This is a genomic window from Paractinoplanes toevensis (assembly GCF_018332695.1).
Taxonomy (GTDB): domain Bacteria; phylum Actinomycetota; class Actinomycetes; order Mycobacteriales; family Micromonosporaceae; genus Actinoplanes; species Actinoplanes toevensis.
Window position 1 is genome coordinate 1 of sequence record NZ_BOQN01000118.1, and the last position, 22210, is coordinate 22210.

The 22210-nt window shown below is 70.6% G+C and carries 20 protein-coding genes and 1 pseudogene; 20 read left to right on the plus strand and 1 reads right to left on the minus strand.

The genetic code is table 11. From position 1 onward, the window contains the following. The 20 genes and pseudogenes from Ato02nite_RS40620 to Ato02nite_RS40715 form a co-directional block, all read left to right on the plus strand. Window positions 1–385 (plus strand): MraY family glycosyltransferase (locus Ato02nite_RS40620; RefSeq protein ID WP_498371291.1); only part of this gene is annotated, 385 nt, incomplete at its 5' end. 66 nt (window positions 386–451) lie between these two features. Further along, entirely contained in the window at window positions 452–1837 is a 1386-nt protein-coding gene (locus Ato02nite_RS40625; RefSeq protein ID WP_213012034.1) for an FtsW/RodA/SpoVE family cell cycle protein, read from the plus strand. After that, window positions 1837–2949, plus strand: a complete 1113-nt coding sequence (murG, locus tag Ato02nite_RS40630) for an undecaprenyldiphospho-muramoylpentapeptide beta-N-acetylglucosaminyltransferase (RefSeq protein WP_213012035.1) — start codon at window positions 1837–1839, stop codon at window positions 2947–2949. The genes Ato02nite_RS40625 and murG overlap by 1 nt, the downstream gene beginning before the upstream one ends. 13 nt (window positions 2950–2962) lie before the next feature. Then, a complete protein-coding gene (gene murC, locus Ato02nite_RS40635; protein WP_213012036.1) occupies window positions 2963–4390 on the plus strand; it encodes a UDP-N-acetylmuramate--L-alanine ligase in 1428 nt (475 codons plus the stop codon). Between the two features lie 6 nt (window positions 4391–4396). Continuing rightward, window positions 4397–5167 carry a cell division protein FtsQ/DivIB gene (locus Ato02nite_RS40640; RefSeq protein ID WP_246608010.1) on the plus strand — a complete coding sequence of 257 codons (771 nt, stop codon included), beginning with the start codon at window positions 4397–4399 and terminating at the stop codon, window positions 5165–5167. Between the two features lie 297 nt (window positions 5168–5464). Next, entirely contained in the window at window positions 5465–6583 is a 1119-nt protein-coding gene (gene ftsZ, locus Ato02nite_RS40645) for a cell division protein FtsZ (protein WP_213012037.1), read from the plus strand. A gap of 6 nt (window positions 6584–6589) precedes the next feature. Further along, the gene (locus Ato02nite_RS40650) at window positions 6590–7297 is read left to right on the plus strand and encodes a YggS family pyridoxal phosphate-dependent enzyme (RefSeq protein WP_213012038.1); all 708 of its coding nucleotides are present in this window, start codon (window positions 6590–6592) and stop codon (window positions 7295–7297) included. A gap of 184 nt (window positions 7298–7481) precedes the next feature. Next, a complete protein-coding gene (locus Ato02nite_RS40655) occupies window positions 7482–8195 on the plus strand; it encodes a cell division protein SepF (protein WP_213012039.1) in 714 nt (237 codons plus the stop codon). Between the two features lie 36 nt (window positions 8196–8231). Continuing rightward, on the plus strand, window positions 8232–8537 hold the full coding sequence (locus Ato02nite_RS40660; RefSeq protein WP_203807563.1) for a YggT family protein: 306 nt from the start codon (window positions 8232–8234) through the stop codon (window positions 8535–8537). Between the two features lie 43 nt (window positions 8538–8580). Then, complete coding sequence (locus Ato02nite_RS40665) at window positions 8581–9396, plus strand: DivIVA domain-containing protein (RefSeq protein WP_213012040.1); 816 nt, start codon at window positions 8581–8583, stop codon at window positions 9394–9396. 35 nt (window positions 9397–9431) lie between these two features. After that, window positions 9432–9617 (plus strand): annotated as a pseudogene (locus Ato02nite_RS53380) (hypothetical protein); the annotation flags it as partial. A gap of 802 nt (window positions 9618–10419) precedes the next feature. Further along, window positions 10420–10737 carry a DUF167 domain-containing protein gene (locus Ato02nite_RS40675; RefSeq protein WP_213012041.1) on the plus strand — a complete coding sequence of 106 codons (318 nt, stop codon included), beginning with the start codon at window positions 10420–10422 and terminating at the stop codon, window positions 10735–10737. Further along, entirely contained in the window at window positions 10734–12269 is a 1536-nt protein-coding gene (locus Ato02nite_RS40680) for a potassium/proton antiporter (RefSeq protein WP_213012042.1), read from the plus strand. The genes Ato02nite_RS40675 and Ato02nite_RS40680 overlap by 4 nt, the downstream gene beginning before the upstream one ends. Before the next feature lie 256 nt (window positions 12270–12525). Beyond that, window positions 12526–12942 (plus strand): TraR/DksA family transcriptional regulator, encoded by a 417-nt coding sequence (locus tag Ato02nite_RS40685; protein ID WP_213012043.1) that lies wholly within the window; start codon window positions 12526–12528, stop codon window positions 12940–12942. Between the two features lie 29 nt (window positions 12943–12971). Then, the gene (gene lspA / locus Ato02nite_RS40690; protein WP_213012044.1) at window positions 12972–13526 is read left to right on the plus strand and encodes a signal peptidase II; all 555 of its coding nucleotides are present in this window, start codon (window positions 12972–12974) and stop codon (window positions 13524–13526) included. Window positions 13527–13564: 38 nt separating this feature from the next. Then, window positions 13565–14449, plus strand: coding sequence for an RluA family pseudouridine synthase (locus Ato02nite_RS40695; protein ID WP_246608022.1), 885 nt, complete (start codon window positions 13565–13567; stop codon window positions 14447–14449). A gap of 49 nt (window positions 14450–14498) precedes the next feature. Further along, entirely contained in the window at window positions 14499–15440 is a 942-nt protein-coding gene (locus Ato02nite_RS40700) for a hypothetical protein (protein WP_246608011.1), read from the plus strand. 215 nt (window positions 15441–15655) lie between these two features. Then, window positions 15656–17068, plus strand: a complete 1413-nt coding sequence (locus Ato02nite_RS40705; protein ID WP_213012045.1) for a MinD/ParA family ATP-binding protein — start codon at window positions 15656–15658, stop codon at window positions 17066–17068. Window positions 17069–17144: 76 nt separating this feature from the next. Continuing rightward, a complete protein-coding gene (gene dnaE / locus Ato02nite_RS40710) occupies window positions 17145–20678 on the plus strand; it encodes a DNA polymerase III subunit alpha (RefSeq protein ID WP_213012046.1) in 3534 nt (1177 codons plus the stop codon). Window positions 20679–20732: 54 nt separating this feature from the next. Next, the gene (locus Ato02nite_RS40715; RefSeq protein ID WP_213012047.1) at window positions 20733–21461 is read left to right on the plus strand and encodes a hypothetical protein; all 729 of its coding nucleotides are present in this window, start codon (window positions 20733–20735) and stop codon (window positions 21459–21461) included. Here Ato02nite_RS40715 and Ato02nite_RS40720 read toward each other — a convergent pair. After that, window positions 21454–22161 (minus strand): LON peptidase substrate-binding domain-containing protein, encoded by a 708-nt coding sequence (locus Ato02nite_RS40720; RefSeq protein ID WP_213012048.1) that lies wholly within the window; start codon window positions 22159–22161, stop codon window positions 21454–21456. The two genes, Ato02nite_RS40715 and Ato02nite_RS40720, sit on opposite strands and share 8 nt — an antisense overlap. Window positions 22162–22210 lie beyond the last annotated feature (49 nt).

Here is a 22210-nt window from a genome sequence, read left to right on the forward strand (position 1 = left end):
CGCGATGATCGCGGCCGCGGCGGCGGCCGCCTGTGTGGGCTTCCTGTGGTGGAACACCTCGCCGGCCCGGATCTTCATGGGTGACACCGGCGCGCTCGGTCTGGGTGGCCTGATCGGCGGCCTGGCCGTGGCGACCCGCACCACGCTGCTGTCGATCATCATCGGCGGCCTCTTCGTGATCATCACGATGTCCGTGGTGATCCAGATCATCTCGTTCAAGACCACCGGTAAACGGGTCTTCCGGATGTCCCCGCTCCAGCACCACTTCGAGCTGGCCGGGTGGAGCGAGGTCAACATCGTCGTACGGTTCTGGATCGTCGCCGGCATCTGCGTGGCGATCGGTCTCGGGCTGTTCTACTCGGACTTCCTAGCGGTAATGGGATAGATATCTCTTTGCGACACGCCACAGTCATGACAGGGGCTCGCGTGTCGCCGGACCGATGATGTGTCCATGGCGGACGACCGAACGCAAGCGGCGGCTCGCCCGTCACTCAGCCGGCAGTTGCTGCCCGCCGTGCACGGGCTGCTCGCCCGTCCGCTTTCCTCGTACTACCTGCTGATCGCGAGCTCCGGTCTGCTGCTGCTGATCGGGCTCACCATGGTCTTCTCGGCGACCAGCGTGAAGGCGTACGCGGAGAACGGGAACGCCTTCTCGGCCATCGCCAACCAGGCGGTCTACGCGCTGCTCGGTCTGGTCGCCTTCTGGATCTGCCAGCGCCTGCCCTCCGGGACCCTGCGCGACCTGGGCAAATACATCCTCGCCACGGCGATCGTGCTGCTCGCGATCCTCGACCTGCTCGGTGCGCTGGAGTCGGTCGGGGTGATCAAGGACGCCGCGATCGGCCCGGTCCACGCCGAGCTGCTCTGGCTGTACCTCGGCCCGGTCGGCCTGCAGCCCGCCGAGCTGGCCAAGCTCGGCATGGTGCTGTGGGGCGCCGACGTCATCGCCCGCAAGGGCCCGGCGCTCGGGCACTGGCGCGAGCTGTCCCGCCCGCTGTTCCCGGTGGTCGGCCTGCTGTTCGTCCTGGTCGGCTACAACGACCTGGGCACGATGCTGGTGCTGCTCGCGCTGATCGTCGGCCTGCTCTGGGCGGCCGGGGTGCGGCTACGCGTGTTCGCGGCGCTCGGCGTACTCGGACTGGCCGGCATCGGCCTGCTCATCGCGGCGGCCTCCGGCGGTGCCGGCTCCGGCTCGACCGGCGAGGAGAACTACCGGCTGGCCCGGCTCACCGACTTCCTCAAGCCGCTCGACCAGTGCGACACGGCCGGGCCCTGTTACCAGCTCATCCAGGCGCGGTCGGCGATCTTCGAGGGCGGCTGGTTCGGCGTCGGGCTGGGCAAGGGCGTGATGAAGTGGAACTGGTTGCCCGAGGCCGACAACGACTTCATCTTCGGCGTGGTCGCCGAGGAGCTCGGAGTGGTCGGCTGCGCCGTGGTGCTGGCGCTGTTCTCGGTGCTGGCCTACACCGGCTTCCGGATCGCCCGCCGCTCGGTCGATCCGTTCCGGCGGCTCGCGGCCACCGCGATCACCACCTGGCTCGTCTCCCAGGCCGTCATCAACGTCGGCGGCGTGACCGGCATGCTGCCCATCACCGGCCTGCCGCTGCCGTTCATCTCCGCAGGTGGTAGCGCCCTCGTCGTGACGATGGCGGCGATCGGCATGCTCGCCTCGTTCGCCCGTGCCGAACCGGACGCGGCCAAGGCCCTGAACGCCCGTCCGCCCGCGAGATGGGTACGGCTAGTCTGGGCCCCGCTGCCGCCGCTCCCCCCGCAACGGCAGCCGGCCAAGAAAGCCGGCCGGGCACCTGCCGACGCCGGGGGTGTAAGGAGACGGTGATGGGTCTGCTGCGGTCGGTCGTGCTCGCCGGAGGAGGCACCGGCGGCCACATCTATCCGCTGCTTGCCTTCGCCGACGCCGTGCGGCGGCACTTCCCGGACGTCCGGATCACCACGCTGGGCAGCCCGAAGGGCATGGAGAACGAGCTGATCCCGCCGGCCGGTTACGACCTGCGCGTGATCCCGGCCTTCCAGCTGCCGCGCTCGGTCAACCTGAACCTGCTGCGCACCCCGGACCGGATGTACAAGTCTTCGCACGCGGCCGGCAAGATCCTCGACGAGGTGCAGGCCGACGTCGTGGTCGGTTTCGGGGGGTACGTGTCGGTGCCGGCCTACCTCGCGGCCTGGCGCCGTGAGCTGCCCATCGTCATCCACGAGGTCAACGTGCCGCCGGGCGTCGCCAACCGGATGGGCATGAAGTTCACCAAGAACGTGGCGGTCGGCTTCCCCAACCAGCCGCAGGCGGCCGAGTCGCTCAAGGACGCCCGGGTCGTCGGCGTGCCGCTGCGCACCGCGCTCACCCACCTCGACCGGGCGGCCCTGCGCCCGCAGGCGCTCTACCAGTTCGGCCTCCGGCCCGACCTGCCGGTGCTGTTCGTCTCGGGCGGCTCGTCCGGCGCCCGCACGATCAACCTGGCGGTGGCCGCGGCGGCCAAGCGGCTCGCCCACGCCGGCATCCAGGTGCTGCACGTGCAGGGTGGCCGCAACGATCCGTTCGAGGTGCCCGCCGACCTCCCGGTGCCGTACGTGGTGATTCCCTACCTCTCGGACATGCAGCTCGGTTACGCCGCCGCCGACCTGATGCTCTGCCGGGGCGGCGCGATCACGGTGGCCGAGACGACCGCGCTCGGCGTGCCCGCCGTCTACGTTCCCTACCCCCACAGCAACCAGGAACAGAAGCGAAATGCCCTACCGGTGGTGGAGTCCGGTGGCGGCATGCTGGTGGACAACGCCGAGTTGACCCCCGAGTGGATCGAGCAGCACATCATCCCGTTGGCACGCGACCGGCAGCGGCTCGCGATGATGGGTGCCGCCGCCTCCCGCTACGGGCGCCGCGACGGCGACGAAGCCCTGTTGGAATTCGTTCTGGAAGCGGTGGCGAAGACACGATGAAGGGGACTGGACAGTGAACACCGCGGAGCTCACCCCGGCCGGCAAGCTGACCGCCGAAGAACTGGGCAGCGTGCACCTGATCGGCATCGGCGGGGTCGGCATGGGCGGTCTCGCCCGGCTGCTGCTCACCCGCGGGGTGCCGGTCTCCGGCAGCGAGCTGCGCGACTGGCCGGCTCTGGCCGCGCTGCGCGCGCTGGGCGGCACGGTGCACATGTCGCACGTGCCGTCGAACCTCGACGGGGTCGACACCGTCGTCTACTCGACCGCCATCCCGCACGACCACCTCGAGCTGGCCGAGGCGCGCCGGCGTGGCCTGCGCATCCTGCACCGCTCCGAGGCGCTGGCCGCGGCGATGACCAACCGGCAGACCATCGCGGTGGCCGGCACCCACGGCAAGACCACCACCACCTCGATCATGACGGTGATCCTGCAGCACGCCGGGCAGGACCCGTCCTTCGTGATCGGTGGCGAGATCTCCGAGGCCGGCTCGAACGGGCACCACGGCACCGGTCCGCACTTCGTGGCCGAGGCCGACGAGTCCGACAAGTCCTTCCTCATCTACCGGCCGCACGTCGCGATCATCACCAATATCGAGGGCGACCACCTCAACAACTGGGGCGACCTGGACGGGCTCAAGGCCGGGTTCCTGCAGTTCGCCGGGCTGACCGACGACGACGGCTTCGTGGTGACCTGCGCCGACGACCCCGGCACCCAGGAGCTGATCGCGGCGCTGCGGGCCGCCGGTCGCACGGTCTGGACGTACGGCGAGAGCGCCGACGCCGACCTGCGGATCAGCGAGGTCGTCTCCACCGTGAGCGGCGTGCGCTACCAGGCGTGGCTGGACGGCACCTCGCTCGGCGAGATCAAGCTGGCCCTGCCCGGCAAGCACATGGGCCTGAACAGCGCCGCCGCCGTGCTCACGGCGCTGCGCCTGGGCCTGCCGCTCGACAAGATCACCGAGGCGCTGGCCTCGTTCCCGGGGGTGCGCCGGCGCTTCGAGCGCAAGGGCATCGCCGCCGGGATCCGGGTCTACGACGAGTACGCGTACCACCCGACCTCGGTCAAGGCCGCGCTGCTCACCCTGCGCGAGGTGGCCGGTGACGGCCGGCTGCTGGTGGTCTTCCAGCCCTACCGCGTCTACCGCACCCGCGACCTGCAGGCCGAACTGGCCGAGGGCCTGGCGATCGCCGACCAGGTGATCGTGATGGAGGTGTTCGGGCCGGGCGAGGTGCGCGGGCCGGGCGAGGGCGGGGTGGCGCTGACCGCGGCCATCGACCTGCCGGCCGACCGCAAGGTTTTCGTGCCGGACTGGGAGGACGTCCCGGCCGAGGTGCTGCGCCGCAGCCGCCCCGGCGACGTGGTGGTGACCATGGGCGCCCCGCCGATCTCGATGATGGGCGACGAACTGCTGACGGCCCTGGCCGCCGGGCAGCCGGAGTAAGCGACCGTGAGCGGGGGCGGCGGGCGCAACTGGCGGCTGGTCCGGGCGAACACCGACGCGGTGCCGTCCTCGGCGCGGCGGTTCATGGCGCGCGCCCGCCAGCGGCGGCTGCGGGCCGCCCTGCCGTGGGCGGTCGCGGCCGGCGTGGCGCTGGTGATCGGCGGCCTGGCCTGGGTCGTCTACGGCACGCCGCTGCTCGGTGTGCGTGACGTCAAGGTGGTCGGCGTCCAGTTCCTGACCACGCTGCAGGTCGAGGACGCGGCGGCCGTGCCGATGGCGGAACCGCTGGCCCGGGTCGACCTGGACGCGGTGCGGGCCCGGGTGCGCGGCCTGGCCGCGGTCGACCGGGTCACGGTGCGCCGCAGCTGGCCGTCCACCCTGGTGGTCGAGGTGGTCGAGCGCACTCCGGTGGCGGCCGTGCCGGTCGCGCCGGGCAAGCTCACCCTGATCGACGCGACCGGGGTGCCGTACCGCGAGGTGAGCCGGCAGCCGGACGGCCTGCCGCTGCTGCGCACCGCCTCGCCCGGACCGTCCGATGTGAACACCCGGTCCGCCCTGACCGTGCTGGACGCCCTCAGCGCCGAGCTGCGGGAGCAGTTGGTCGCGATCTCGGCGGCCACGCCGGCGCAGATTCGGCTGCAGTTGACCAAGGAGCGGGTCGTGGTCTGGGGCGACGACACCGAGAGCGACACCAAGAGCCAGGTGGCGACGGCCCTGCTGAAGAAGGCCGCGAAGCAGATCGATGTGAGCGCGCCGAAGGTCGTGACTATCCGCTGAGCGGGTAACTAAGCGGACATTCGGGCAGGAACCGCGTATTTTTCTGGAGGTTACGGCCGCGTCGGATATTCGCCAGGTAAGCGCCCCTCGACACGCCGCGCCGGTCCTTGGTTGCGGCATTACATGCGTTTACGTTGCCCCCAGAGGTTGAATGGTTGACATAACCCTAAGCCTCTAGTAGAGGGTGAGGGTTTCCTCGCCCTCCCTTGTACGGCAGCGGATGTTCGAGTTGCGGTTCCTGGCCGGACCGCACGGGGCCCACGACATCCGCCAACCCCGAAGGGAAGGCTGAGCCCGATGACACCTCCACACAACTACCTGGCGGTCATCAAGGTCGTCGGGATCGGCGGTGGCGGCGTCAACGCCGTGAACCGCATGATCGAGGTGGGGCTCAAGGGTGTTGAGTTCATCGCGATCAACACCGACGCCCAGGCGCTGCTCATGAGTGACGCCGACGTCAAGCTCGACGTCGGCCGGGAGCTGACCCGCGGCCTCGGCGCCGGCGCTCAGCCCGAGGTCGGCAAGAACGCCGCCGAGGACCACCGCGACGAGATCGAAGAGGTGCTCAAGGGCGCCGACATGGTCTTCGTGACGTGCGGCGAGGGTGGCGGCACCGGCACCGGCGGCGCGCCCGTCGTCGCCAACATCGCCCGTAAGCTCGGCGCGCTCACCATCGGCGTGGTCACCCGGCCGTTCTCGTTCGAGGGCAAGCGCCGCCAGGTGCAGGCCGAGGCCGGCATCGACGAGCTGCGCAACCAGTGCGACACCCTGATCGTCATCCCGAACGACCGGCTGCTCGCGCTGGGCGACCGCGGGATCAGCATGATGGACGCGTTCCGGCAGGCCGACCAGGTCCTGCTCTCCGGTGTCCAGGGCATCACCGACCTGATCACCACGCCGGGTCTGATCAACCTGGACTTCGCCGACGTCAAGAGCGTCATGAGCGGTGCGGGCAGCGCCCTCATGGGCATCGGCAGCGCGCGCGGCGACAACCGCGCCGTCGAGGCGGCCGAGAAGGCGATCTCCAGCCCGCTGCTGGAGCAGAGCATGGACGGCGCGCGCGGCGTGCTGCTCTCCATCGCCGGCGGCTCCGACCTGGGCCTGTTCGAGATCAACGACGCGGCCCAGCTGGTCACCGACGCGGCCCACCCGGATGCGAACATCATCTTCGGCGCGGTCATCGACGACGCGCTCGGCGACGAGGTGCGGGTCACCGTGATCGCGGCCGGGTTCGACGGCGGCACCCCGTCGTACAAGCCGGTCGAGACCACGCGCAAGGTCACCCCGCCGGTGCAGACCGCGCCCGCGACGCCGGCCCCGCCGGTGGTCACGCCGCAGGCTCCGCCGGCGCAGACGCCGCGGCGGGTGCTGTTCGACGACGTGGACGTGCCGGACTTTCTCAAGAACGGCTCCTGAGGGCCGGTGACCGACGCCGCGCGGCGCGACGAGCTCGCCGCTTCCCTCGCCCAGGTGCGGGAGCGGATCGTACGCGCCTGCGTGGCGGCCGGCCGGGAGCCGGACGCGGTCACGCTGGTGGCGGTCACCAAGACCTACCCGGTCGGCGACGTCGTGCTGCTGGCCGAGCTCGGCGTCACCGACGTGGGCGAGAACCGCGATCAGGAGGCCGGGCCGAAGATCGAGGCGGCCCGGGCCGCCGGTGCGACGCCGCGATGTCACTTCATCGGCCAGTTGCAGCGGAACAAGGCCAGGTCGGTGGCCGGGTACGCGGATGTGGTGGAGACGGTCGACTCGGTCCGGCTGGTGACCGCACTGGACCGGGCGGCCGCCGACCGGCCGGTGCCGCTTGATGTGCTGGTGCAGGTGAGCATCGACGGCGACGCGGCCCGGGGCGGTGCGGTCGGCGACGATCTATGGCGGATATCCGACGCGGTGGCCGCCACGGCCACCCTCCGGCTCGGCGGCGTGATGGCGGTCGCGCCCCGCGAGTGGGACCCGGACCGCGCGTTCGAGCAGTTGGCCGTCCTGTCCGGCCGGCTCGTCGAGCGGCACCCGGCGGCGACGGCCATCTCGGCCGGCATGAGCGGCGATATGGAGGCGGCCGTCCGGCACGGTGCGACACACGTCCGGATCGGCACTTCTTTGCTCGGAATGCGAAACCTGCTGCGGTAGCCTTGCGGCGGGCAGCAAACTACATAGGTGTTGTTTAGCAGCATGGCGTTGCCGGTCCGGATCGGACGGTCGGCACCGCGAGGGGGGAGCGGTTCGCCGGGGGGCGCGCACCGCGTAGCGGACTGAAGGTGGGGGACATGTCTGGTCGGGTCGACATCGCCCGGGTGCGGAATGGGGTGGGGGCATGAGCGCGATTCGGAAGGCGGGCGTCTGGCTGGGCCTGGTCGAGGAGGACGACGACCGCGACTACGGCGAGCAGGACTACCGCGAGTCCTCCTACCGTGGCCGGGATCGCGATCGCGACCGTGACCGCGGCGACCGCTACTCGAGCTCCCGCTACATCGACGACGAGGACGACGAGGTCGATGAGGAGGAGCGGGCGGTCCCACGCGCCCGCACCGAGCGGACCCGCGTCTCGGAGCGGCTGTCCCGCGCGGACCTCGATGACCACGATCGGGTGGATTCGTCGGATCGGGCCCGCGTGCGTTCGATCACCCGGCCGAACACGTCGAGCGAGCAGGCCGCTCCGCTGAGCTACGCCACCCGGGACAACCTGGCCCTGGCGCCCCAGCAGGTGCACCAGCCGCAGCCGCAGGCCCGCCCCGTCGAGGAGGAGCAGCGGTACCAGATCACCACGCTGCACCCCACCACCTACCGTGAGGCGCGCACCATCGGGGAGCACTTCCGCGACGGTGTACCGGTCATCATCAATCTCACCGAGATGGATGAGGGTGACGCTAGACGGCTGGTCGACTTCGCGGCGGGTCTGGCGTTCGGACTTCGCGGTACGATCGAGCGCGTTACGAACCGGGTTTTCCTGCTCTCTCCGGCAAATGTCCAGGTCACAGCGGAGGACAAGGCCAAGATCGCTGAGGGTGGGTTCTTCAACCAGAGCTGACCCGGCATAGCTCACCCGAGTGGGGGACCCTCAGACGTGCTGTCGATCCTGTTCCAAATCCTCTACCTTGTGGTCTATCTTTTCGTCCTGGTCCTGCTGGCCAGGTTCGTTCTGTCCGCGGTACTCCAGTACGGACGGCGGTGGCAGCCCGGCAGGGGCGCGTCGGCGGCACTCGAAACGGTGTGGAGCGTCACTGACCCGCCTCTCAAGGCGTTGAGGCGTGTGATCCCACCGCTGCGCATTGGTAACGTGAGCTTGGACCTGGCTTCCATCGTGCTGCTGGTTATCCTGTTCGTGCTCATGGAACTAGTGCTAACTAAATTGATCTCGACGTACAGCTAGACAGCAGCCCCCACCGCGGCCGCGACTGACCCGAGGAGTTTCGATGCCGCTGACCCCGGCCGACGTGCACAACGTCGCCTTCAAGAAGCCCCCGATCGGCAAGCGGGGGTACGACGAGGAGGAGGTCGACGCCTTCCTAGATGAGGTCGAGCGCGAACTCGCCCGTCTTATCGAAGAGAACAACGAGCTGCGCGCCCAGGTGGAGCGCGGCGGCCGGGGTGGCGCGCCAGCCGTCTCGGGTGCCGACCCCCGTCTCGCCGCCGAGCTCAACGATGTCAAGGCGCAGTTGGACCGCGTCCAGCGGGACAAGGCGCAGGCCGAGCAGGCCGCCCGTCAGATGCAGGCCGAGCTGGAGCAGGTCCGGGCCCAGGGCCCGGTCGGTGCGCCCAGTGGTGCCGGCGGTGACGGTGAGCAGCAGGCCCTGCGGGTGCTGATGATGGCCCAGCGCACGGCCGACGACCACGTCTCCGACGCCCGTCGCGAGGCGGACAAGCTTCTCTCCGACGCCCGCTCCAAGGCCGAGGAGGTCACCCGCGAGGCCCGCGCCAAGGCCGACGCTCTCGAGCGCGACGCTCGCCAGCGCCACCAGGAAGCCATGGGCGGCCTGGACGCCAAGCGGTCGGCGCTGCAGAAGCACATCGAGGAGCTCAAGCAGTTCGAGCGGGAGTACCGCACGCGACTGAAGGCGTACCTCGAGAGCCAGCTGCGCGACCTCGACGGTCGTGGCCAGGGACTCGAAGCCGAGATGTCGCGAGCCGATTCGGCTCGTGCGGTCGGTGGTTCCGGCGGTCTCGCTGCGGCCGGCCTCGCCGGGTCGTACGGCGGCTCCCGCACCGGTGCCATCGAGTCCGGGCGCTGACCCTCCACCCCCGGTAACCCCGACGAGGATGAGCCATGATCGTTGCTAGTTTGCTGCTCATCCTCGTCGCGGTGACGCTGCTCGTGCTGGGCCTCACCGGCGGTTCGAGCAATCTCCTCATCAGTTCGATCGTGGCCAGCCTGTTGGCCGCGGTCGCGCTGGTCATCGGCGCCCGCCAGAGCGCGGGCGCCCGCCGCGCCGCGGAGGAGGCGGTGCCCGAGCCGGCCCCTCGCACCGACGATTTTGCCGACCCGGCCGCGGCCTTCGCAGCCGAACCAGCATTTGTGGCCGAACCCGCATTTGTCGCCGAGCCGGAGTTCGTCGCCGACAGCCAGGACCGGCGCGAGACCGTGCAGTTCGACACCGGTCCGCTCCGCGACGAGCGGGATGACTTCCGCGACGACCACGATGACTTCCGCGACGACCGCGAAGATTTCCGCGATGACTTCCGCGACGAGCGCGACGAGGCCTTCGAGGCCGGCCGCCGTGACGCCGCCGCCGGCATGACCGCCGGCGCCTCGGGTGCGCGTCACGACGACGGCCTCGACCTCGTCGACGACTCCGGTCTAGGTGAGCCGGAACCCGACTACGAGCGCGCGGCCGAGGCGATCAACGCCGCACGCAGCGAGAACCCCGGGGAGCACGCGTGGCGCCGGGCCGATGCGCACGCCGAACCGGTGGACGCCGACCTGGCCGGTGACGACCTCGGCGAGGCCGACGACGACGATCCGGCCGACGAGCCGCTGCCGCAGGTGGTGAGCCCGGGCGACGCGGTCCGGGTGGCCCGGATGGACGCCGAGGTGCTGGTCGTCGACGGCCGCCCGCGCTACCACGTGCCGGACTGCCAGCACCTGGTCGGCCGGCTCAGCGAGCCGATCCCGGTCAACGAGGCCGTCGAGCTGGGCTTCAGCCCCTGCGGCCTGTGCCGCCCGGTCGACCGCCTGGTCGCGGCCGCCGCCCGCAACTGAGGGCCGCCGCCCGCCAACTGAGGGCCGGGGCGCTACTCCCTGCACAATGTGGGGCATGGTCAACCGCCGTCCCGCCGAAACCGCAGCTCTGTCCGTGGTCGTCCGGGTGCGGCCGGGGGCCGGCCGGGACCGCGTCGGCGGGCGTTACGAGGGGCCGCACGGGCCCGCGCTGATCATCGCGGTGGGTGCGCCGGCGGTCGACGGCAAGGCGACCGAGGCGGTGCGGCGGGCACTCGCCGGTGCGCTCGGCGTACGCCCGGCGGCGGTGACGCTGCGACTCGGTGCGACCAGCCGCGACAAGGTCTTCACGGTGACCACGGACAGCGACGAGACCCTCGCCCGCCTGGTCGCCTTGCGTGACGGCTCGGCGTGACCGGCCACCTCGACATCGCGCTGCTCGTCGGGGCCGCGGTGCTGCTGGTCGCGGTGTTCGCGGTGCGCGTCTCCACCCGGCTCGGCCTGCCCAGCCTTCTCGTCTACCTGGCGATCGGCATGATCATCGGGGAGGCCGGCTTCGGCATCCGCTTCGACGACGCGGAGTTGACCCGCACGCTGGGCTTCTGCGCGCTCATCGTGATCATCGCGGAGGGCGGGCTGACCGCCCGGTGGAGCACGCTGCGGCCGGTTCTCGGTCTGTCGGCCTCGCTGGCCACGGTCGGCGTCGCGGTGAGCATCCTCGTGGTGGGTGTCGTCGCACATTTCATCCTTGGTCTGAATTGGCGGTTGGCGCTGCTTTACGGTGCGGTGCTCTCCTCCACCGATGCCGCGGCGGTCTTCGCCACTCTGCGGCGCCTGCGGCTGCCGCGCCGCCTGGTCACCACCCTGGAGGCCGAGTCCGGCCTCAACGACGCCCCGGTGGTCCTGCTGGTCGTCCTGCTGAGCGCCCCGGTGCTGGGCCACCACCCCTGGTGGTACGAGGTGGTGATCGTCGCGTACGAGCTGGCCGCGGGCGCCGCGATCGGGGTGGCCGTGGGTGTGGCCGGGCGCTGGACGCTGCGCCGGGCGGCCCTGCCGTCGGCCGGCCTCTACCCGATCGCCGCGGTCGGGCTCACCGTCCTCGCGTACGCGGCCGGCACCGTCGCGCACGCCTCCGGTTTCCTCGCCGTCTACGTGGCCGGGGTGGTGCTCGGCAACGGCCGCCTGCCGCACCGCCGGGCCGTGCTCGGTTTCGCCGACGGCCTCGCCTGGCTCGCCCAGATCGGCCTGTTCGTGCTGCTCGGCCTGCTCGCCTCGCCCGGCCGGCTGGCCGGTGCCCTGGTCCCCGCGCTGGTCGTCGGCCTGGCCCTGGTGCTGCTGGCCCGCCCGCTGTCGGTGATCGCGTCGGCGGTGCTGGCCCGGCCGGTGCGCGGCCCGCGGCGGCCCGGTAACCGGGTCGGGTGGCGCGGGACCGCGTTCCTGTCCTGGGCCGGGCTGCGCGGCGCGGTGCCGATCGTGCTGGCCACCATCCCGCTCTCGGCCGGCACGCCGGGGGCGGACGGCCTGTTCGACGCGGTCTTCGTGTTGGTCATCATCTTCACCCTGCTCCAGGCGGGCACCCTGGGCCGGGCCGCCAAGCTGCTGGGCGTGACCGCGCCGGACGAGGCCGCCGAGATCCACGTGGAGACCGCGCCGCTGGAGAACATGCAGGCCGACCTGCTGCAGCTGGACGTGGCATCCGGGTCGCGGCTGTCCGGCGTCTACATCGACGAGCTGCGCCTGCCGGCCGGTGCCTCGGTGACGCTGGTGGTGCGGGACGGCGCCGGCTTCGTGCCCGGTCCGGACACCCGGCTGCGCACCGGCGACGCGCTGCTGATCGTGGCCACGGCGGCGGTCCGGGACGTGGCCGAGCGGCGCCTGCGGGCGGTGAGCCGGCGCGGCCGGCTGGCCCGCTGGTTCGGCGAGGACGGCCGTGAGCAGCAGTCCTGAATCAGGAACGGTCAGGTATCCGACCGGGGAATTTATGACCTTTGTCGGATCAAGATCGGAGGGCCGTGTTGTCGGTCCCGCATACGTTCCGTATCCTTGCGAACCTCCGGAGTGCGCGGCTGACGGTTCAGCCGCGCCGTTTGTGCAGGTGGGGCAAGATCTAACGGCGTGCCCGCCGCCCCGGGGAAGCCCGGCGCCGGCCGGGTCTCTATAACCGCTGATCGCCGCGCCGGGGGGTGCGGCCGAGGGAGCGACGATGGCCAAGGCAACCGAAACCCCGACCGCAGCCAAGGCCGCCACGAAGCGGAACCGCAGTGCGGCCGAGACGGAGAAGATCCGGGTCGCACTGACCGAGCGCCGCGACGAGCTGCAGCAGGAGTACGACCAGTCGATCACCGAGCTCACCGAGCTCCAGCGCGATCGGCTGGCCGACTCGGCCGGCGACGACGACGCCGACACCGGCACCAAGACGCTCGAGCGTGAGCAGGAGATCACTCTCGCGAACAATCTGCTCGAGCGGGTCAATCAGGTGGAACGCGCCATCGACCGGCTCGGCGAGGGCAACTACGGTTGGTGCGAGCGGTGCGGCAACGCGATCCCGGTCGAGCGACTGGCGGCGTTCCCGTCCGCGACTCTCTGTGTGTCCTGTAAGCAGTTGGAGGAACGACGCTGAACGCCGACGAGGCAGCGGGCGCAACGGTCGTGGGCGAGCCGGAGCGGGGTCCGAAACCCAGCTTCAGCGGCCGGGCCGTCGCCGTGCTCGGCGCCACGGCGGTGCTCGCCGTGGCGCTCGACCAGTGGGTCAAATGGCTGTCCACGGAACACCTGACCGAGGGCGAGCCGGTCCGCATCCTGGGCGGGCTGATCTACCTGTCGCTGCTGCGCAACAGCGGCGCCGCCTTCAGCATGGGCAGCGACCACACCTGGGTCTTCCCGGTGATCACCCTGGTGGTCATCGGCTGGATCGTCTACATGGCCACCCGGCTGCGGTCGGTGCCCTGGGCCGTCTCGCTCGGGCTGGTGCTCGGCGGCGCCTTCGGCAACCTCGGCGACCGGCTGTTCCGGGCGCCCGGCCCGTTCCACGGGCACGTGGTCGACATGATCAGCCTCTTCGCGCCGTACGCTGAGAAGTTCGCGGTCTTCAATATCGCCGACAGCTGCCTCACCGTGGGCGTCTGCCTCGCCGTACTCCTGGAATTGACCGGACGTCAGCGCGACGGCCGCAAGGTCGTACGCAAGAAAGTTGAATCAGCGTGACCCAGCGCTCCCTGCCGGTGCCCGACGGGTTGGACGGCATGCGGCTCGACCAGGCCGTCTCCCGGCTCTTCGGGCTGTCCCGCACCGCCGCCGCCACCCTCGTCGAGTCGGGTGACGCGCTGGTCGACGGCTATCCCCGGCCGAAGTCCGACAAGGTCGCGGCCGGCTCCTGGCTCGAGGTCACGCTGCCCGCGCCGGTCGCGGCGCCGGTCGTGGTCGCCGAGTCGGTGACCGGCCTGACCATCGTCTACAGCGACGACGACATCGTGGTGGTGGACAAGCCGGTCGGCGTGGCCGCCCACCCGAGTCCCGGCTGGACCGGCCCGACCGTCATCGGTGGCCTGGCCGCGATGGGACAGAACGTCGCGACCAGCGGCGCCGCCGAGCGGCAGGGCATCGTGCACCGGCTCGACGTCGGCACCACCGGGCTGATGGTGGTGGCCAAGAGCGAGATCGCCTACAGCGTGCTCAAGCGGGCGTTCAAGGAGCGCGAGGTCGACAAGCGTTACCACGCCGTGGTGCAGGGTCACCTCGACCCGCTGCGCGGCACCATCGACGCCCCGATCGACCGGCACCCCACCGCCGACTACAAGTACGCGGTGATGAACGGCGGCAAGCCGAGCGTCACCCACTACGACACGCTCGAGGCGTTCCGATCGGCCAGCCTGATCGACGTGAAGCTGGAGACCGGCCGCACCCACCAGATCCGGGTGCACTTCTCGGCGATGCGGCACCCCTGCGTCGGCGATATCACCTACGGCGCCGACCCGACCCTCGCGGCCCGGCTCAAGCTGAACCGCCAGTGGTTGCACGCCCGAGAATTGGGGTTCATCCACCCCCGAACGCACGATGAGGTTCGGTTCGTCAGCGAATACCCTGACGATCTGAAGTACGCGCTGGACGTCCTTCAGGATGCGAGCTGATTCGGGGAGCAGTCACGTGGGGCCCGCCGAAGGAGTGCGGGAGCCGATCGTGGACCGCGCGGCAGTGATGCGAGTGGTGAGCGGACTGGCCGTCGTCGCGGCCGCCGTTCTGGTGCTCGGCGTCATCTGGGCGACTCGCCGGGAGGTCATGCCACCCGGCGACGACCCGGGCGACGTCGTCCGGGTCGGGGTCGTGCAGGGGCAGACGGTCGACGGTTACCTGCGCTCCAGCGCGACCGAGCTGGCCGCGCTCACCGATCCCTCCGCGCCCGCCTCCACCGATACGTGGGCGCTGGTGAGCCTGAACGACTACGTCCCGCCCAGCGCGCTGGCCGGTCTGCTCGAGGGGGCGGCGGTGGCCCAGGTCTACGCCCGGGTACCGATCGCCGGCGCGCACACCCAGGTGGTGCGGATCCCGGTCTACCGGCTGTCCTCGGACGTGATGTCGGGCATGCTCGACGCGGCCCTGCAACGCGATCAGGAGCAGGCGGAGTACGAACAGTTGAGCCGTCGTCTCGGCGGTGACGACGCGAACCGGCGGGCCCGGGCGGCGTACGAGTCGGCCGCCCGCACGGCGCGGACCGAGGCCGACGCGTACCGATCGGGGTGTGCCTGTGTCTTCGCGGCCGTGGTCCGCGCCGCGCCGGCCGGGTTGCAGGCGGTCGCGGCCCGGTCCGGGGTGCGCGGTGTCGACCCGGCGCCCGAGGTCCGGCAGCTCGACCGGGCCGAATTCCGGCCACCGCAGCCGGAGCAGGAGGGCACGATCCCGGCCGAACCGAGCGGATCTCCGATTCCTGTGCCAAACGGCGGTTCTGCCATTGCCTCGCGGACGCCCGCGCCGATACTGTCTTCGTCCGGAGCACCTGTGACATCCAACTCATCGGTGGTCTCCGACCCCTCGCCTGATTCGTCGGCCACGGCACCGGAGGAGCGCACTGCCGTGCCCTCAGCAACAGACGTGAGCGCTGCTCAGGGCGTGCCGAGTCCTTGACAAACACATCTCGAGCGCCATCCGGCCGTTAGATTTCTCGTCCGCGAAACGTACGGATGGCCAGTCGATCACGACCATTGAGCCGTTGTTCGATCAACGAGAATGGCCAGGGTTGGTCGCTCGGGCAGTGGCCCGAATAGGGTTCGCTCCGTAGCCTGTCATGGGCGTAGCACGAGCCGTGGAATCACTGGAAGTAAGCGCAGGGAGGACGAGCCGTGGATGGGACCGAGACCGGCTGGGGCCGGCCTGCGGAACCAGCCCCGCGTTGGCGGGCGCTGCTCGATCGCGCCCGGCACGGCGCACGCGCCGCCGCCGAGGAATCGGCCGAACCGGAGCAGGAAGCACCGCAGGCGCCGCCGCAGCAGTTCGGCCAGCCGCTGCCGACCCGACGGCCCTACAACCCGCTCGACCCACGCTCCCAGCAGCCGCCGGATCGTTCCTTCGAGCAGCGTGCGCCCGAGCAGCCGTTCGAGCCGCGACCGATGCCGCAGCGGCCGATCAACCCGCTCGACCCGCGCCACCAGGTCCGCCAGCCGCCACCGCCCCCGCCGGCTCCGGTCCCGCAGCAGCTGCCGGCCGAGCCGAACGGGAACGGCCGGCGCGCCGCCCCGGAGCAACCGCACAGCTTCTTCAGCCCGGCCCCGGCGCCGGCCCGTTCCACCCCGGTCGCGCCGCCGGCCCCGCCGCAGCGCGACTATCCGCAGATCCGGGCGTCCGCCGCGGCGCCCGTGCGGCCGCCGGCCCCGGCTCCCGTGCTGGCCCCGGCGCCGACCTCACCGGCCGGCGCCCGCATCGAGTGGCGGCAGACCGAGCCCGCCGGCGAGATGGACCGTGCCGTCGCGGTGCTGCGCCGCAAGCTCGGCAAGCCGCGCGTGCTGGCCTTCGCCAACCCCAAGGGCGGCGTGCACAAGACCACCGCCACCGTGCTGGCCGCGGCCACCATCGGCAGCGTTCGCGGCCGCGGCGTGCTCGCCTGGGACGACAACGAGCTGCGCGGCACGCTCGGCCTGCGGGCCGGGAGCGCCCGGCACGCCCGCACCATCAAGCACCTGCTGGCCGACCTGATGCAGATCGAGAACCTGCACGGCGACGGCCTGCTCAGCGAGCTCGACGCCTACCTGCGGCACGCCTCCGACGGCTCCTACGACGTGCTGGCCGGCGAGGAGAACCCGCGCTTCGCCCAGCGGCTCGACCAGGGCACCGTGCGCCGGGTGATGGACCTGCTGCGCCGCACCCACGACGTGATCTGCGTGGACACCGGCAACAACGTGGAGAGCGTCAACTGGCAGACCGTGATGCGCCAGGCCGATCAACTGGTGATCACCACGGTGCCCCGGGAGGACGCCGCGTTCACCGCCGACTGGATGCTCGACGTGCTCGACGAGAGCGGCATGGGTGACCTGGTCGCCAACGCCGTGACGTTGATCTCCTGCCCGTCGCCCGGGCCGCTGCCGATGCTGGCCGATTTCGCCAAGCACTTCGCCACCCGCACCCGCGCGGTCGCGGTCGTGCCCTACGACCCGTCGCTCGAGGTGGGCTCCTCGATCGAATATCAGGAGCTCCAGCCGGAGACCAAGCAGGCGTGGCTCAAGGCCGCCTCGCTGATGATCGAACCGTTCGCCGAATGACCCGCGGGTTGGTCTCGTTCTTGTCGTAGGGTCCGGCTAAAGTCGCTCGGGTCGTCACAACTTAAGGGGGCCCCGGGTGTCTGACTCGTTCGTGCATCTCCACGTGCACACCGAGTATTCGATGCTCGACGGTGCCGCCCGCGTCAAGGAGTTGCTCGCCGAGGCCAAACGCCTAGGCATGCCGGCCGCCGCGATCACCGACCACGGCAACATGCACGGCGCCTACGACTTCTACAACCAGGCGAAAGCCGCCGGCATCACCCCGGTGATCGGCGTCGAGGCCTACGTCGCCCCCGAGTCGCGGCTCACCAAGAGCCGGATCAAGTGGGGCCGCCCGGAGCAGAAGAGCGACGACATCTCCGGTAACGGTGCGTATACCCACATGACCATGTGGGCGCGCAACGCGGTCGGCCTGAAAAACCTCTTCCGGCTCAACTCGCGGGCCTCGATGGAGGGCCAGCTCGGTAAGTACCCGCGGATGGACTTCGACATCATCGCGGAGCACGCCGAGGGCATCATGGGCACCACCGGCTGCCCGTCCGGCGCGGTGCAGACCCGGCTGCGGCTCGGCCAGTTCGACGAGGCGCTCAAGTCCGCCGCGATTTACCAGGAAGCCCTTGGTAAGGACAACTACTTCCTCGAGATCATGGACCACGGTCTCTCGATCGAGAAACGGGTCCGCGACGGCCTCCTCGAGATCGGGCAGAAACTCGGCATCAAGCCGCTGGTCACCAACGACTCGCACTACGTCTACGAGGCGCAGTCCGAGGCGCACGACGTGCTGCTGTGCGTGCAGACCGGCAGCAACGTGGCCGACCCCAACCGGTTCCGCTTCGACGGCAACGGTTACTTCGTGAAGTCGGCCGACCAGATGCGCGCGGTCGACTCCTCCGAGGCGTGGCAGGAGGGCTGCCGCACGACGCTGCTGGTGGCCGAGCGGGTCGACGTCGAGGGCATGTTCACCTTCAAGAACCTGATGCCCCGGTTCCCGATCCCGGAGGGTTACACCGAGGAGGAGTACTTCCGGCACGTCGCGTACGAGGGCCTGCACCGCCGCTTCCCGGACGGCATCCCGGAGACGCACGTCAAGCAGGCAGAATACGAACTCGGCATCATCATCCAGATGGGCTTCCCGTCCTACTTCCTGGTGGTCGCCGACTTCATCCAGTGGTCCAAGAACAACGGCATCGCGGTCGGCCCGGGCCGTGGTTCCGCGGCGGGCTCCCTGGTGGCGTATGCGATGGGCATCACCGACCTCGACCCGCTGCCGCACGGCCTGATCTTCGAGCGGTTCCTCAACCCCGAGCGCATCTCGATGCCCGACGTCGACATCGACTTCGACGAGCGCCGGCGCGGCGAGGTCATCAAGTACGTCACCGAGCGCTGGGGCGAGGACAAGGTCGCGCAGATCGCCACGTTCGGCACGATCAAGGCGAAGGCCGCGATCAAGGACTCGGCCCGGGTGCTGGGTTACCCCTACTCGGTGGGCGACCAGATCACCAAGGCCATGCCGCCGGACGTGATGGGCAAGGGCATCACGCTGGGCGGCATCTTCAACAAGGACGACAAGCGGTACAGCGAGGCCGGCGAGGTCCGGACCCTCTACGAGCAGAACCCCGACGTCAAGAAGGTGATCGACACCGCGCGCGGTATCGAGGGCCTGATCCGGCAGACCGGTGTGCACGCGGCCGGCGTGATCATGTCGGCCGAGCCGATCATCGACCACATCCCGCTGATGCGCCGGGCCGCCGACGGCGTGATCATCACGCAGTTCGATTACCCGACCTGCGAGACGCTCGGCCTGCTCAAGATGGACTTCCTGGGTCTGCGAAACCTGACGATCCTCGACGACGCCGTCAAGAACATCAAGCTCAACCACAGCATGGACCTCGACCTGCTGGCGCTGCCGCTGGACGACAAGCCGGCCTACGAATTGCTGGCCCGGGGCGACACGCTGGGCGTGTTCCAGCTCGACGGCGGGCCGATGCGGTCGCTGCTGCGGCTGATGAAGCCGGACAACTTCGAGGACATCTCCGCGGTCCTGGCGCTCTACCGGCCCGGTCCGATGGGCGTCGAGTCGCACACCAACTACGCGCTCCGCAAGAACAACCTCCAGGAGATCACGCCGATCCATCCGCAGCTCGAGGAGCCGCTGCGGGAGATCCTGGAGCCGACCTACGGCCTGATCGTCTATCAGGAGCAGGTGCAGCGCGCCGCGCAGATCCTCGCCGGTTACAGCCTCGGCCAGGCCGACCTGCTCCGCCGGGCGATGGGTAAGAAGAAGAAGGAGATCCTCGACAAGGAGTTCATCCCGTTCCGGGACGGCTGCCGCGAGCGTGGCTACTCCGACGAGGCGATCCAGGCGGTGTGGGACGTCCTGGTCCCGTTCGCCGGCTACGCGTTCAACAAGGCGCACTCGGCCGCCTACGGCCTGGTCTCCTATTGGACGGCCTACCTGAAGGCGCACTACCCGGCGGAATACATGGGTGGTCTGCTCACCAGCGTCGGTGACGACAAGGACAAGATGGCGATGTACCTGGCCGAGTGCCGGCGCATGGGCATCCAGGTCCTGCCGCCCGATGTCAACGAGTCGGCCGGCCCGTTCACCCCGGTCGGCAAGGACATCCGGTTCGGTCTCGCCGCGGTCCGTAACGTCGGGCACAACGTGGTCGAGGCGATCGCCCGGTGCCGTAAGGAAAAAGGCAAATACCAGGACTTCTACGACTTCCTGTCGAAGGTGGACGCGGTCGCCTGCAACAAGAAGACGATCGAATCGCTGATCAAGGCGGGCGCGTTCGACTCGATGGGGCACAGCCGCAAGGGCCTGCTCGCGGTGCACGCCGAGGCGATCGACGCGTACGCGGACGTCAAGCGCAACGAGGCGGCCGGCCAGTTCGACCTGTTCGGCGCGTTCGGCGACACCGACGGCGGCAGCGCCGCCACGGTCGCCATGCCGACCATCGGCGACAGCGAGTGGGACAAGCGCGACAAGCTGGCCTTCGAGCGCGAGATGCTCGGGCTCTACGTCTCCGACCACCCGCTCGCCGGTCTCGAGCAGCTCCTCGCGAACGCGGCCGACACCACCATCGCCGCCCTCAACGAGGAGGGCTCGGTCCCGGACGGGCAGATCGTCACCCTGGCCGGCATCCTCACCGGCGTGCAGCGGCGGATCACCAAGCAGGGCCGGGCCTGGGCGTCCGCCACCCTGGAGGACTTGGCCGGTGGGGTCGAGGCGCTGTTCTTCCCGAACACCTACGAGGTGATCGGGCAGTACATCGCCGAGGACGCGATCGTGGTGGTGAAGGGCCGCGTCGACCGCCGCGACGACACCCCGCGGATCATGGCGATGGACATGTCGCTGCCCGACGTCACCCACAACCCGGACAGCAAGCCGGTCACCCTGACCATGCCGATCACCCGCTGCACCCCGCCGCTGGTGTCGGAGCTGAAGGAGATCCTGACCAGCCATCCCGGCGACTCCGAGGTGCACGTCCACCTGCAGAACGGCAGCCGCACCACGGTCCTGCGGCTGGGCGCCGTCCGGGTCGCGCCGACGCCCGCACTGCGCGCCGACCTGAAGATGATCCTCGGTCCCTCCGCCGTGGCCTAGACAAGCCCAGGGCCGATCGCGACAGTTACCGGGCGGACCTGGCAGGATCGTAGGGTGAACCCGAGTCAGGAGCCGGTGCAGCCGCCCGACGAACCGGTCGGCTACGGCCTAGCCCATCCGTTCGGCGCCGAGGGCGACGCCCCCGACGCGCCGGCCCCCTGGTGGTCGCTGAGCCGCACCCCGCGCCGGCCGTGGCGGCGCACCGCGCTGGTCGCGACCCTCGCCGCGGCCGCGGTGTTCGTGCTGGGCGCCCCGTTCGGCCTGCTGTGGGCGTGGCTGGCACCGGCCGTTCCGGTCGTGCAGACCGGCACCGACATCGTCATCAACGATTCCTCCCCGGAGGAGTACATCGCCGCCGACGGGTGGTACACCCTGCTCGGCCTGGGCTTCGGCCTGCTCGTGGCGATCGTCGCCTGGCTGGTGCTGCGCCGCGACCGCGGCCCGTTCCTGCTGCTCGGCGTCGTGGTCGGCACCCTCGGGGCGGGCTATCTGGTCGGCCCGTGGATCGGCGAGATGATCGGCCGCGGCGACTACCAGCAGTGGGGCCGCACCGCCGCCAAGGGCGCCACCTACCTGGCCCCGCCCGAGGTGCACTCGACCGGGCCGCTGCTGGTGCCGGCGTTCGCGGCGGCCATCGTGCTGACGTTGCTGGCCGGTTGGTCCAACGACCCCGACCTGGACCAGCCGGGCGCGAAACCCGGTTACGGCCCCAACACGGCCGCCGAGCAGGACGCCTGGCCCGACCTCGAAGAGGCCGAGCCGGGCCGGCCGTCGGTCAGTTAGGGCTGGCCGGGCGGGCCAGGTCGGAGAGCGGCACCGGAACCGCCCGCACCTTGGCCAGCAGACCGGCCTCGCGGTTGAGCAGCTTGAGCTCGGCCCGCAGCCGGCTGGCCGTGTCGGGCGCGGCCAGCAGCAGCTGCCGCTCGTCGATGGTCAGCTGGGCGGTCGCCGCGATCAGGTGGGACAGCACGGTCGGGTCACCGGGGACCGCGTCGAGCGCCTCGGAGTCGGGTCGCAGCAGGTCGAGATAGGTGCGGAAGGCGGCGAGGGCCCGCGGGGCCAGCTGGGCGGCGGTCTCGTCGGCGGACTCTTCGGGGAGCCACTCGATCTCGGCCGTCAGGTAGGGCTCGGTGCCCTGCTGCACGTCGCGGACCGTGAACCGGCGCCGGCCCACGGTCATGATGTCGAAACGACCGTCGGGCAGCTCGGTGACCTGGCGGAGCTCGGCCGTGCAGCCCACCGGGTAGAGGTCGTCGGCCTTGATCGGGGGCGGCTCGGGGGCCGGGTCGTCGTCGGACTCGGGGGAGGGCGCCTCCACACCGCGGCGGAGGGTGACCACGCCGAACTCGTGCGGGCCGTCCTCGGTGCTGGCCACCAACTCGCGGACCAGCGAACGGTAACGCTCCTCGAAGATGTGCAGGGGGAGCACAAGGCCGGGAAACAGCACCGTACCCAGGGGGAATACTGGTAGCCGCTCGCTCACGACCTCAGCCTATCGGCAGCTTCACCATGGTCAACCCGCCCCCGGGCCG

What these genes read in the sequence shown, in the direction of transcription:
- Ato02nite_RS40685 (WP_213012043.1), top strand. Translation starts at nt 12,526, where the DNA reads ATGGCCAAGGCAACCGAAACCCCGACCGCAGCCAAGGCCGCCACGAAG.
- Ato02nite_RS40655 (WP_213012039.1), top strand. Translation starts at nt 7,482, where the DNA reads ATGAGCGCGATTCGGAAGGCGGGCGTCTGGCTGGGCCTGGTCGAGGAG.
- ftsZ (WP_213012037.1), top strand. Translation starts at nt 5,465, where the DNA reads ATGACACCTCCACACAACTACCTGGCGGTCATCAAGGTCGTCGGGATC.
- Ato02nite_RS40675 (WP_213012041.1), top strand. Translation starts at nt 10,420, where the DNA reads ATGGTCAACCGCCGTCCCGCCGAAACCGCAGCTCTGTCCGTGGTCGTC.
- Ato02nite_RS40625 (WP_213012034.1), top strand. Translation starts at nt 452, where the DNA reads ATGGCGGACGACCGAACGCAAGCGGCGGCTCGCCCGTCACTCAGCCGG.
- Ato02nite_RS40695 (WP_246608022.1), top strand. Translation starts at nt 13,565, where the DNA reads ATGCGGCTCGACCAGGCCGTCTCCCGGCTCTTCGGGCTGTCCCGCACC.
- murG (WP_213012035.1), top strand. Translation starts at nt 1,837, where the DNA reads ATGGGTCTGCTGCGGTCGGTCGTGCTCGCCGGAGGAGGCACCGGCGGC.
- Ato02nite_RS40665 (WP_213012040.1), top strand. Translation starts at nt 8,581, where the DNA reads ATGCCGCTGACCCCGGCCGACGTGCACAACGTCGCCTTCAAGAAGCCC.